The sequence below is a fragment of the Ruegeria sp. N7 genome (assembly GCF_056531345.1).
Genome location: NZ_JBQFLR010000001.1, coordinates 418762 through 429951, shown reverse-complemented (window position 1 = coordinate 429951; position 11190 = coordinate 418762). Strand labels below are relative to the sequence as shown.

12 protein-coding genes and 1 tRNA gene are annotated in these 11190 nt (G+C 57.1%); 8 read left to right on the top strand and 5 right to left on the bottom strand.

The window, feature by feature from the left end; all coding sequences use genetic code 11:
• The first annotated feature begins 1 nt into the window (after window position 1).
• Window positions 2-778, top strand: a complete 777-nt coding sequence (locus tag ACR0ES_RS02135; RefSeq protein ID WP_480558322.1) for a squalene/phytoene synthase family protein — start codon at window positions 2-4, stop codon at window positions 776-778.
• Here ACR0ES_RS02135 and ACR0ES_RS02130 read toward each other — a convergent pair whose 3' ends face one another.
• Window positions 779-2005, bottom strand: a complete 1227-nt coding sequence (locus ACR0ES_RS02130; RefSeq protein ID WP_480869664.1) for an MFS transporter — start codon at window positions 2003-2005, stop codon at window positions 779-781. It lies immediately after the preceding gene.
• A gap of 97 nt (window positions 2006-2102) precedes the next feature.
• On the opposite strand from ACR0ES_RS02130, the gene ACR0ES_RS02125 reads away from it, so the two are divergent.
• On the top strand, window positions 2103-2735 hold the full coding sequence (locus ACR0ES_RS02125; RefSeq protein ID WP_480869332.1) for a DNA-3-methyladenine glycosylase family protein: 633 nt from the start codon (window positions 2103-2105) through the stop codon (window positions 2733-2735).
• Entirely contained in the window at window positions 2732-3397 is a 666-nt protein-coding gene (locus ACR0ES_RS02120) for an alpha/beta hydrolase (protein ID WP_267364470.1), read from the top strand. The genes ACR0ES_RS02125 and ACR0ES_RS02120 overlap by 4 nt, the downstream gene beginning before the upstream one ends.
• Window positions 3398-3440: 43 nt before the next feature.
• Here ACR0ES_RS02120 and ACR0ES_RS02115 read toward each other — a convergent pair whose 3' ends face one another.
• Entirely contained in the window at window positions 3441-3866 is a 426-nt protein-coding gene (locus ACR0ES_RS02115) for a VOC family protein (protein ID WP_480869330.1), read from the bottom strand.
• 32 nt (window positions 3867-3898) lie between these two features.
• Window positions 3899-4504 (bottom strand): rRNA large subunit pseudouridine synthase E, encoded by a 606-nt coding sequence (locus ACR0ES_RS02110; RefSeq protein WP_480485546.1) that lies wholly within the window; start codon window positions 4502-4504, stop codon window positions 3899-3901.
• 213 nt (window positions 4505-4717) lie between these two features.
• Here ACR0ES_RS02110 and ACR0ES_RS02105 point away from each other — a divergent pair, with 213 nt between their 5' ends.
• Window positions 4718-5305: an HNH endonuclease gene (locus ACR0ES_RS02105; RefSeq protein ID WP_480485548.1), complete on the top strand. Its 588-nt coding sequence runs from the start codon at window positions 4718-4720 to the stop codon at window positions 5303-5305.
• Here the strand turns inward: ACR0ES_RS02105 and ACR0ES_RS02100 are convergent.
• Window positions 5302-5772 carry a disulfide bond formation protein B gene (locus ACR0ES_RS02100; RefSeq protein ID WP_480584452.1) on the bottom strand — a complete coding sequence of 157 codons (471 nt, stop codon included), beginning with the start codon at window positions 5770-5772 and terminating at the stop codon, window positions 5302-5304. The two genes, ACR0ES_RS02105 and ACR0ES_RS02100, sit on opposite strands and share 4 nt — an antisense overlap.
• Window positions 5769-6347, bottom strand: coding sequence for a YqaA family protein (locus tag ACR0ES_RS02095; protein ID WP_480869328.1), 579 nt, complete (start codon window positions 6345-6347; stop codon window positions 5769-5771). Before ACR0ES_RS02095 ends, ACR0ES_RS02100 begins: the two co-directional genes overlap by 4 nt.
• Window positions 6348-6492: 145 nt before the next feature.
• Here ACR0ES_RS02095 and ACR0ES_RS02090 point away from each other — a divergent pair.
• The 4 genes from ACR0ES_RS02090 (at window position 6493) to ACR0ES_RS02075 (ending at window position 11149) form a co-directional block, all read left to right on the top strand.
• A tRNA-Leu gene (locus ACR0ES_RS02090) sits at window positions 6493-6578 on the top strand.
• Between the two features lie 463 nt (window positions 6579-7041).
• Window positions 7042-8010, top strand: coding sequence for a TAXI family TRAP transporter solute-binding subunit (locus ACR0ES_RS02085; protein ID WP_480564643.1), 969 nt, complete (start codon window positions 7042-7044; stop codon window positions 8008-8010).
• Between the two features lie 101 nt (window positions 8011-8111).
• The gene (locus tag ACR0ES_RS02080; RefSeq protein WP_480869326.1) at window positions 8112-10721 is read left to right on the top strand and encodes a TRAP transporter permease; all 2610 of its coding nucleotides are present in this window, start codon (window positions 8112-8114) and stop codon (window positions 10719-10721) included.
• Window positions 10718-11149 (top strand): universal stress protein, encoded by a 432-nt coding sequence (locus ACR0ES_RS02075; RefSeq protein ID WP_267364463.1) that lies wholly within the window; start codon window positions 10718-10720, stop codon window positions 11147-11149. Before ACR0ES_RS02080 ends, ACR0ES_RS02075 begins: the two co-directional genes overlap by 4 nt.
• The last annotated feature ends 41 nt before the right edge of the window (window positions 11150-11190 follow it).

The window sequence follows — 11190 nt, the reverse complement described above, 5'->3', positions numbered from 1 at the left end:
CGTGGTCTTTGACCAAGACGTCAAGGCCTGCGCGGAACTTGTGCAACGGGCTGATCCAGATCGTTTCCGCGCTGCGATGGCTGCACCGGTGGCAGACCGTGTAGTCCTGTTCCCGATTTACGCGTTGAACGTCGAAGTTGCCCGCGCGCCCTGGGTGACGCAAGAGCCGATGATCGCCGAGATGCGGCTGCAATGGTGGCGTGACGCGTTACAGGAAATTGCTGAAGGGGCAACCGTACGGCGGCACGAGGTGGTAACACCCTTGTCACAGGTTCTTTCGCCCCATCTGGCTGGTGTTTTGGATGAATATGTGGCCGTAAGGCGTTGGGATATATATCGTGATCCGTTCGAAGATCAGGAGCACTTTGACGCCTACATCGATCAAAGCACGGGCTCATTGGTTGTTGCATCAGCCCAGGCGCTGGGGGTGGCCGATGAAACTGTGTTGCGTGACTTTGGATATGCGGTTGGGGTGGCGAATTGGCTCAGGGCTATTCCTGAACTGGAACAACGCGGGCGGATACCGCTTTTGGACGGTACCCTTGAAGGGGTGCGTGCCTTGGCCGGAACCGCCTTGAATCGCCTGCAAAAAGCCAGATCGCATCGGGCTGAGATTTCGGCCAAGGCACGGCCGGCATTATATTCCGGTTGGTTGGCCGAACGGATTTTGAAGCAAGCCATAGCTAGCCCAGAACGTGTTGCCACAGGTGCGCTTGCACCGGGAGAAATACGGCAACGACTGTCCTTGATGTGGACTGCGGGCAGCGGGCGCTGGTGATCAGGCCCGTTCCGGGTCGGCCGGTCGCAGAACCAGCCACAACAGGGCCCCGCCTGCCAGTGTCAGCAATGGGATCATTGCAAGGTTGACTGCTGTCCACCCTTCGACCGGGGAACCGCCCGAGCAGTTCATCAATCCACCCGAAGCCAGCGAGGCCATAGTCACTCCGCCAAACACCAGCAGGTCGTTGAGGCCCTGCATCCGGCCGCGCTCCTGCGGCTCATGCGATGCGGCCAGCATCGTGGTCGCGCCGATAAAGCCAAAGTTCCACCCAACACCAAGAAGAATGAGAGCGACGAAAAAGTTCCCTAAATCAACGCCCTGCAAGGCGACCAGTCCAGCGGCTGCAAGAATTGCCAGACCCAGCGCCACAATCCTTTCGATGCCAAACCGGGCGATCAGGTGACCCGTAAAGAAACTGGGCACATACATGGCCAGCACGTGGCTGGTGACGATGTCAGCCGCGTCATTAGCCGAGTAACCACAACCTACCACGGCCAACGGCGTCGAAGTCATCACAAGATTCATCAGCGCGTAAGATACCATGGCACATATGATGGCCACGGCGATGCGGGGTGTTTTCAGCAATTCCAGTCGCGACCGCCCCTTGGGCTCGGTGCCGGTGGGTTTTGCAGGCGTTGGGATATCAAGGAAGAAGAACAGGGCGGACCCCAGAACATTGATCCCAATGACAGCCAGATAGGTGCCCAGAAACGGGATGACGTAGGCTTCGGATGTGAGCTTGACGATCTGCGGGCCAATGATCGCAGCCGCGAGTCCACCAGCCATCACGTATGAAATCGCTTTTGGACGGTAATCGTCTGATGCGGTGTCTGCCGCTGCAAAGCGATAGAACCCGTGCGCGCTCATGTAGATGCCGGTCAGCAGGCTGCCGACAAGGAAGACGGGGAAAGAGCCAAGGAACAGGCCATAGGCTCCGATCAGCCCGCCCAACGCACCGGATGTTGCGCCAACAAGGAACCCGACCCGACGCCCCCATTTTTGCATGATGGCCGAGATTGGCGTGGCTGCCAGCATCGATCCCAGAACAATCAGCGAAATAGGCAATGTCGCCAGGCAGGGATTGGTCGCCAGAGACTGACCTGCCAGCCCTCCGACGATGAACATCATTGGCATCTGCGCGCCCAGAATGGCCTGCGCCGCCACCAAGACGGCGACGTTGCGTTTGGCCTGACGGTCATCGGGAAGGGTCGAGATCATGGTCATGGCCGAATGGTTATCGGCTAAGTGTTTGCGGCACAACCCGGTTGCATCTGCGGCACATGCGCCTAACGTGCCAGTAGCAACCGAGCAGGGAGACCAGATGCCTGTTGGCCGCATCATCGAAACGCCGGATTGTGTGGCGGAAGGGGCTGAATGGCTGGCCCAGAGCTGTCCGCGCATGGCCTATGCAATGGAACAGACTGGCCCATTGCCGTTACGTCGCCGTCCCGACGGGTTCGCGCAACTGCTGAGTGCCATTGTCAGCCAACAGGTCAGTGTGGCTTCGGCCAATGCAATATGGAAACGCCTGCAAGAGGCCAAACTGACGGGTCCGCGTAAGATCATGTGGGCAACGGATGACGATCTGCGGGCCGTAGGGTTAAGCCGTCAGAAGATCCGCTATGCAAAGGCTCTGGCAGAAGCGCGTATAGATTACAAAGCGTTACGTGATGCCTCTGATGCAGAAATTGTGGCCACGCTGACGCAAGTGTCAGGCATTGGCGTCTGGACTGCGGAGATATACGCCATGTTCTCGCTTGGTCGCGCTGATGTGATCGCACCTGGTGATCTGGCGCTGCAAGAGGCCGCGCGCATCCTTTATGACCTGCCCAACCGCCCAACGGATAAAGAACTGCGCAAGATGGCCGAGGCCTGGTCGCCCTGGCGCTCGGTTGCGGCGCGGGTGCTGTGGGCCTATTACCGGGTTGCAAAGCAAAGAGAAGGGATCAGATGACACGGGTTTTGAATGCGCTCCGGAAAGAGCCTGTTTCGGGCGACACGCGCTCGGTTGTGGTGTTCGTGCACGGCTATGGCGCAAACGGTGCCGATCTGCTGGGTTTGGCCGACCCGCTGGGTGAACATCTGCCCGACACATTGTTCGTGGCCCCGGACGCGCCCGAGCAGATCCCCGGAATGCCCAATGGTTTTCAGTGGTTTCCGATTCCCTGGATTGACGGGTCGTCCGAAGAAGAGGCGCGCAGGGGCATGGAAATGGCGGTCGAGGATTTCAACGCCTTTCTGGATGCTCTGATGGTGGATGAAGACCTGTTGCCAGAACAGGTTGTCCTGTTTGGTTTCAGCCAGGGCACGATGATGAGCCTGTATGTCGCGCCCCGCCGTGAAGACCCCGTGGCCGGAATTGTCGCTTTCTCAGGCCGTTTGCTAGAGGCGGACCTTCTGGCAGACGAAACCGTCAGCCGGATGCCTGTACTGCTGGTGCATGGCGATGCCGACGACGTCGTCCCGCCGCAATCCTTGCCCGAAGCGGCAGAGGCCCTGCAATCCGCCGGTTTCAAAGAGGTCTATGCTCATGTCATGAAGGGCACCGGGCACGGAATCGCCCCGGACGGGCTGAGTGTGGCTCTGGCCTTCATGCGCGACAAGCTGAGCCTTTAGCCAGTAAGGTCAGTTCAGCGGAACACGGTCGTTTTGTATTGGTTCAAGACCAAAGATGGGCTTCCGCAAATTCGACTGAGTTTCCGGCCGGGTCGCGCACGTACAAGGAACGTGCGCCTCCGGGCCAGTCAAACTCTGCATCTACGGGGACATTCCAGTCCAGAAGGTGCTTGCGCATTACCGCGATTTCATCTCGGGTCAGTACAAGACACACGTGTCCTGCACCACGGGCGCCGTGGGGCGGAACAGGCATGTCCGGGTTGAGGGGCGGCTGTTCCGTCTGTTCCGGGTTAAAGACCAGCAGGACCGATCCGCCAATTCGGTAAAACACGTGGCGGTCGGCGACACGCTGAATGCGTTCCAGGCCCAGTACTTCGCCGTAAAACTGTTCCGCTGCGTCCAGATCATCGACATAAAGCGACGCTTCCAGAATCGCCGAAGGGGCCGGTATTCCGGGGGTTAGTTTCATGACCCGAGTTTAGCAGATCAGGGTAGGGTATGTCACCGGCGCGGTCGACGGTCGCGTTTTCGTTGCGGTGTGGAGTTCAGGGACGGCATGGGCAGGCTGTCCCACTGGCCCGGTTCCAGATCGTCCAGTGTCCAGTCACCGATGCGGCAGCGGATCAGGCGCAGGGTCGGCAAGCCCACGGCGGCCGTCATTCGACGCACCTGACGGTTTTTGCCCTCGCGTATGGACAGTTCTATCCAACTGTCTGGAACAGTCTCGCGTTCGCGGATTGGTGGGGTGCGGGGCCACAGATCGTCCGGCTCGTCGATCTGCCGCACCTTCGCCGGACGGGTCAGGCCGTCTTTCAACTCGACGCCGTTTCGCAGCGCTTTCAGGGCGGTTTCGTCCGGAATACCTTCGACCTGAACCCAATAGGTTTTTGCCATCTTGTGCTTGGGGTCCGAGATCTGCGCCTGTAACTTGCCGTGGTCAGTCAGCAGCATCAAACCTTCGCTGTCACGGTCCAGTCGACCGGCGGGATACACCCCGGGCAGATCGATGAAATCGGACAGTGTACTGCGCGGAGTATCCGCATTGTCGCGGTCGGTGAACTGCGGCAGCACATCGTAAGGTTTGTTGAAGCGAATGAACCAGGACATGACGTGCGCATACCCCGAAGAGTACAGCCCGCGCAAGCTGTGGATAACTGTCATGTGCCTGTTACGGATTCGCATTACCCAGTTTGCGACATATTGTGGAAAATCAGGGCTTGTCAGAGTATTAACACGATATATAGTTATATTAAGGCCGGGGCGGGTGTTCCCCGCTCTGATGTCAAAAACGGGCAGAGCAGAGCGAGGAGCGATTCTGATATGGACGGAGACTTCAGGACCGAATTTGTCAGGGAGCCAGGTGCATTGAAGCATCATCCGGCATTGGTTTTGAACGCCGATTATCGCCCCCTGTCTTATTACCCGTTGTCCCTGTGGCCCTGGCAAGAGGCGATCAAGGCCGCCTGGCTGGACCGGGTCGACATCGTGGCCGAATACGACGAAGTGGTTCGCAGCCCGAGTACGCAGATCCGAATACCTTCGGTCGTTGTTTTGAAAGACTATGTAAAACCCAGAAAGCGCGTGGCCTTCACGCGCTTTAATTTATTTCTGAGGGACGAGTTCCGATGCCAGTACTGTGGCAGTCGCGGTGATCTGACCTTTGATCATGTGGTGCCACGCGCCGCTGGCGGGGTGACCAGTTGGCAGAACGTTGTGGCGGCGTGCAGCCCGTGCAACCTGCGCAAAGGGTCGAAATCACTGCGTCAGGCAGGAATGAACCTGCGTAAGCCGCCCCGCCAGCCTGACGCCGAAGCACTGCGCAATGTTGGTCGGAAATTCCCCCCCAATCACTTGCACGAAAGCTGGATCGATTTTCTGTATTGGGATGCGGAACTGGACGAATTCTAGGCCCGGCCTGACCGCCACGCCACGAGCCAGATCAACACCAGAACAGCCGAGGCAATGGCATTCCACCCAGCCATCGAGATGTTGAACAATTCCCACGGGATATCGTCGCAGCGAACCAAAGGCGCAGACATAATCTGATCGAACAGATCGTCATTCGACATCCCACTGATGCTGCCGGATGTGCAACTGGTCGGACCTTCCCACCACCCTTGCTCAACGCCAGCGTGATAGAACCCGATGCCCGAAGTGGCGGCGGCGGCCATTGCGCCACAGAGGGGCAGGAAACTTAGCCTTGGTAAGGCCAGCGCCAAAACGCCAATCGCGATTGCGACCCCATGCGGGTAGCGCTGCCAGATACACATTTTACACGGGGCAAGGCCGCCCAGATGCTGAAAGCCAAAAGCTGCCAGCAGAAGGGCCAGGGACCCAAGACTTGCCAGTGCGATAAGTTGTGAACGTCTCGTCATAGGTATTTCACCACCAGGAAGCCGCCAAACAACAGGATGATGAACAAGGTGAACATCAGCCCCAGGCGTTTTTCGATAAACTCACGGATCGGCTCGCCAAAGCCCCAAAGCAGGGCCGCAACAAGAAAGAACCTGAGCGCGCGTGCCAGTATCGACGTTGCGATGAATGTTCCAAGCGGCATTCCTGTCCAGCCGGACATAATGGTGATGACCTTGTACGGGAAAGGCGTCACACCGGCGGCCAGAACCGCCCAGAACCCGAAATCGTTGAAGCGGGTGTTGAATTCTTCCATCGCATGAGCCTTGCCCATGGATTCAAGAATGGGCTGCCCCAGACTTTCATAGAAATACGCACCAATCGCGTAGCCCAGCATCCCGCCCAGAACCGAAGCCACCAGGGCAACAGATGCAATCAGCCAGGCGCGCGAGGGGCGCGCAAGGATCATCGGAATCATCAGAACGTCGGGGGGGATTGGAAAGAACGAGCTTTCGACAAAAGCCACTACGGCCAGCGCCCACAGCGCATGAGGGTGTTCCGCCAGACGAATTGTCCAGTCATAAAGCGATCGCAACATTTAGCACTCAAATCCCGTTCTCGACCCGGGAAAGCCAAACCACGCACCTGACGGCCCGTCAACCATCGTAGTGGAAACAAATGGATTATTGGATGATTTTTGCCTCTGGACCTTCCCTTTGATGGGCGCTAATCCAGTGTCCGTGGCCCAAGTGGCGGAATGGTAGACGCAGGGGATTCAAAATCCCCCGGTAGTGATACCGTGCCGGTTCGAGTCCGGCCTTGGGTACCAAAGTAAAAACAGGGAGTTAGGGGAACCTGCTTCCTGTTTTTTCTTTTCGGGCCACTTGCGTGTTCGCACACTTAATTCTTACTTTTCGATCTGGTCTGGTTCCTTTCAGTCCTCTGGTATCAACTTCTCCCTGCGAAAGGGCACCATATACGACCCGCTGTTGAACCGACCTGAACATATTTGGGAGCAAAGACCAGGAAGACCGATCTGGCGGGTATTGCTGTGTGCCAGAGGGGAAAATTCGAAATCTGCGCTCATATATGCGGATTGATGCGAGTCAGGCTGGCGCTGGCCTTGACATTGATAGTATCTGAATGAACCCTCAAAGGGGTTGGGAGAAACTGGAAAATTCAACAGGTTGCACCTGCTGTAAGGCGGGCCGATTATCGTTATCGGCACAGTTTTATGGGCAGATGATCGATTTGAATTCCAACTGCCAGACAAAAAATGTGGGAGTATTGAAATGAGAAACAGCAGCAAATTGAGCCTCGGCGCGTTTGTAACCGCAGCCATGTTGGCTCCGGCGGCGTATGCCGAAGAGTTCATTACAATCGGTACCGGCGGCGTGACCGGTGTTTACTATCCGACAGGTGGCGCGATCTGCCGTCTGGTAAACAAGGGCCGGAAGGAACACGGTGTCCGCTGCTCGGTCGAATCGACCGGTGGCTCGGTCTACAACATCAACACAATTCGCGAAGGCGAGCTGGAATTCGGTGTTGCCCAGTCCGACTGGCAGTATCACGCGTATAACGGCACCTCGAAATTTGAAGAGGCCGGTCCTTTCGAAAACCTGCGCGCCGTCTTCTCGGTCCACCCCGAGCCCTTTACCGTTGTGGCCCGCGCCGATGCAGGCATCACAAACTTTGAAGACCTGAAAGGCAAGCGCGTGAACATCGGGAACCCCGGTTCCGGTCAGCGGGGCACCATGGAAGTTCTTCTGAGCGAAATGGGCTGGTCAACCGATGATTTCGAACTGGCGACAGAGCTGAAAGCGGCTGAACAATCGGCTGCCCTGTGCGACAACCAGATCGATGCTATGGTTTATACCGTTGGTCACCCGTCTGGTTCGATCCAGGAAGCCACCACAGCCTGTGACTCGGTTCTGGTGAATGTCAGCGGTGAAGCCGTGGACAAGCTGGTCAACGACAATTCGTTCTACCGTACTGCAACCATCCCCGGTGGCATGTACCGTGGTTCTGACGGCGACACCCAGACGTTTGGCGTAGGTGCGACTTTTGTGACTTCGGCAGATGTGTCGGACGACGCGGTATATGCGGTGGTCAGCTCGGTCTTTGAAAACTTTGAAGACTTCAAAAAACTGCACCCGGCGTTTGCCAACCTCAAGCCCGAAGAAATGATCGCGGACGGCCTGTCGGCGCCGCTGCATCCGGGGGCCGAGAAGTATTACAAAGAAAAAGGCTGGATTCAGTAAACCAGACCTGAAGCAGGGCGCTTTTTAGGGCGCCCTGCACAACGCCTGTACCAAGCAGGTGAGTTAGAAGGTCAAAAATGGCCGCGACGGGGAGACATTTGATGAATTCCGACACTCAATCCAATCGTCCGCTTTCCGAAGAAGAGCTTCAGGATCTGGTCGCATCATCCGACGCGGGCGGGCGTAATCCGGTCGGGAATGTAGGTGTCTTCCTGGCGATTGTAGCCGCGATCTGGTCGATTTTTCAGGTTATCCTGGCGTCGCCGCTCGCAAACTACGTGTTGCCAGGTAGCGTGGTAAACAATGCGCGGCAATTCCATCTTGCCTTCGCTCTGTTTCTGGCCTTTGCAGCTTATCCGGCACTAAAGTCCAGCCCGCGCGGCTATATTCCGGTTCAGGATTGGATCATGGGCTTGGTCGGTGCGTTCGTCGCGCTGTATGGCTATTTTTTCTATGACAAGATCGTAAATGCGGGCGGTTTGGCCGACGATACGGACAAATGGGTCGCGTTGCTTGGCTTGGTGCTACTGTTCGAGGCCGCGCGACGCGCGCTTGGCCCGGCCATGGCAATTATCGCGACGATCTTTTTGGCCTATGTCTTCTTTGGCGCATCTGAATGGGTGCCGGAAGTGATCCGCTGGAAGGGTGCAAGCCTGAAAAAGGCGATGAGCCACATGTGGATCACGTCAGAAGGCGTGTTTGGCATCGCATTGGGCGTTTCCACGAAGTTTGTGTTCCTGTTCGTGCTGTTTGGCGCGTTACTCGATAAAGCCGGGGCAGGGAACTATTTCATCAAGATGGCCTTTGGTGCGCTCGGGCATCTGCGCGGTGGTCCGGCAAAGGCGGCCGTTGTTGGTTCTGCTGCAACCGGCCTGATCTCGGGCTCGTCGATTGCCAACGTTGTGACGACCGGAACATTTACCATTCCGCTGATGAAGCGTGTGGGCTTTAGCAGTGAACAGGCCGGATCGGTCGAAGTGGCCTCATCGGTCAACGGTCAGATCATGCCACCTGTGATGGGCGCGGCTGCCTTCCTGATGGTGGAATATGTGGGCATCTCATATGTCGAGGTGATCACCCACGCCTTCCTCCCTGCGGCGATTTCTTACATCGCGCTGGTCTATATCGTGCATTTGGAAGCTGTGAAGCGAAACATGCCGACTTTGGGCGACCGTGACGTGCATCTGGCGCGAACCGTTGTGGGTATGTTGGCTTTCTTCCTGTTGTTTGCAGGGCTTTGTTACGGCTCGCAATTCCCGGTCGATGCTGTAACAAGCTGGGTACCGTCTGCGGCAGGCCTGGTGCTGAGCTTGATCGTCTGCGCGGTTTATGTCGGATTGCTCTATCTGGCCGCTCAGGTGCCGGACCTTGAGCCGGACGACCCGAATGCAAAAGAGGTCACGCTTCCTGTTATCGCTGATATTTATAAGGCAGGTTTGCATTACCTGCTGCCGATCATCGTTCTGGTTTACTTCCTGATGATCGAACAGAAATCGCCTGGACTGTCGGCGTTCTGGGCGACCGCTTTGCTGTTCGTAATCCTGCTGACGCAGAAACCGCTCAAGGCTCTTTTCCGGGGGCAGAGCAATCTCAAGAACACCTTTGTCGATGGCGTCGCTGACCTGTGGCAGGGGTTGATTGATGGTGCACGGAACATGATCGGTATCGCGCTGGCAACTGCCACTGCGGGCGTGATCGTCGGCACAGTGACTTTGACGGGTGTTGGTCAGGTAATGGCTGACCTGGTCGAGTTCCTTTCAGGCGGCAATCTTATCCTTATGCTGGTCATGGTTGGGCTGCTCAGCCTGATTCTGGGCATGGGTCTGCCGACCACGGCGAATTATATCGTAGTCAGCTCGTTGATGGCCGGGGTAGTCGTTGAACTGGGCGCGCAAAGCGGGCTGATTGTACCGTTGATCGCTGTGCACCTGTTTGTGTTTTACTTCGGGATTATGGCCGATGTTACACCGCCTGTTGGGCTTGCAAGCTTCGCGGCGGCGGCTGTGTCCGGCGGCGATGCGATCAAAACCGGTTTCACGGCGTTCTTCTACAGCCTGCGCACCGTGGCACTGCCTTTTGTGTTCATCTTCAACACTGATCTTCTTTTGATCGACGTTACATGGCTTGAAGGGATCACGGTGGCCGTTTTCGCGACCATAGCGATTCTGGTCTTCACGGCGGGTACGATGGGGTATTTCCTGACCCGCAGCCGTATCTATGAAAGTGTCGCGCTCGTTCTGGTGGCATTTGCCCTGTTCCGACCGGACTATTTCATGGATCGCATCTCGCCTCCGTTCAAATCGGTTGAACCTGCTGCATTCGAAGAAACCATTGGTCAGACACGGCCGGGAACAGATGTCCGCCTGGTCGTCGCGGGCCCCGATTTCGATACGCTCGAGATGGTGGATACAACCGTTGTTGTCACTGTGGGCGACGAAGAAGGAGGGGCCGCGCGAGTCGAGGCGATGGGCTTGCTGCTGGTCCCCGAGGACGGACTGATCAAGCTTGACGAGCCGCTGTTCGGCACGCCGGTGGCCGACGATCTGGGCATCTTCGACTACTATGGCGATGAACCCGTACGCCTGGCCTCGGTCAGCTTACCGTCCGACCAGCTGCCCAAGCAGCTTGTGTATATCCCAGCGATGATCCTTTTGGGTCTCATCGCGTTCCTGCAACGCGGCCGTGCCGCCAGACAAGGGGTGCCCGCATGACACGTTCTGTTCTGTGTGCCATTGATATCAGCAATGGCGAGATTGATGCTCCGGTCCTGCAAAAAGCCGCTGCTTTGGCGGATCTGGAAGGGGCACAGTTGGATGTTGTGACTGTGTTGCCCGATTTCGGAGAAAGCTGGGTGTCCGGGTTCTTTGAATCCGATTTTCACGACAAGGCGTTGGCTGAGGCGCAGGCCAAACTGACGGCGCTGTGTATTTCGGCATTGGGGGCCGAGCGCAATGAAAGCATCCGCCATGTCGTTGCGACAGGCACAGCCTATCAGGAGATTCTGAAAACCGCCGAAAGCGCCGGTTCCGATCTGATTGTGATCGGCGCGCATAAGCCGGATTTTAAGGACTACCTGCTTGGCCCGAATGCCGCGCGAGTGGTGCGGCATTCCAACGTCTCGGTGTATGTCGTTCGCTGACTGATTTTCCAGCGCGCAAAAGATCGCGTCGCTGGTCGTGA

Excerpts from the sequence above, each read along its gene's own strand:
- ACR0ES_RS02130 (WP_480869664.1), bottom strand. The coding sequence starts at position 2,005 with ATGACCATGATCTCGACCCTTCCCGATGACCGTCAGGCCAAACGCAAC.
- ACR0ES_RS02125 (WP_480869332.1), top strand. The coding sequence starts at position 2,103 with ATGCCTGTTGGCCGCATCATCGAAACGCCGGATTGTGTGGCGGAAGGG.
- ACR0ES_RS02120 (WP_267364470.1), top strand. The coding sequence starts at position 2,732 with ATGACACGGGTTTTGAATGCGCTCCGGAAAGAGCCTGTTTCGGGCGAC.
- ACR0ES_RS02115 (WP_480869330.1), bottom strand. The coding sequence starts at position 3,866 with ATGAAACTAACCCCCGGAATACCGGCCCCTTCGGCGATTCTGGAAGCG.
- ACR0ES_RS02110 (WP_480485546.1), bottom strand. The coding sequence starts at position 4,504 with ATGTCCTGGTTCATTCGCTTCAACAAACCTTACGATGTGCTGCCGCAG.
- ACR0ES_RS02105 (WP_480485548.1), top strand. The coding sequence starts at position 4,718 with ATGGACGGAGACTTCAGGACCGAATTTGTCAGGGAGCCAGGTGCATTG.
- ACR0ES_RS02100 (WP_480584452.1), bottom strand. The coding sequence starts at position 5,772 with ATGACGAGACGTTCACAACTTATCGCACTGGCAAGTCTTGGGTCCCTG.
- ACR0ES_RS02095 (WP_480869328.1), bottom strand. The coding sequence starts at position 6,347 with ATGTTGCGATCGCTTTATGACTGGACAATTCGTCTGGCGGAACACCCT.
- ACR0ES_RS02085 (WP_480564643.1), top strand. The coding sequence starts at position 7,042 with ATGAGAAACAGCAGCAAATTGAGCCTCGGCGCGTTTGTAACCGCAGCC.
- ACR0ES_RS02080 (WP_480869326.1), top strand. The coding sequence starts at position 8,112 with ATGAATTCCGACACTCAATCCAATCGTCCGCTTTCCGAAGAAGAGCTT.
- ACR0ES_RS02075 (WP_267364463.1), top strand. The coding sequence starts at position 10,718 with ATGACACGTTCTGTTCTGTGTGCCATTGATATCAGCAATGGCGAGATT.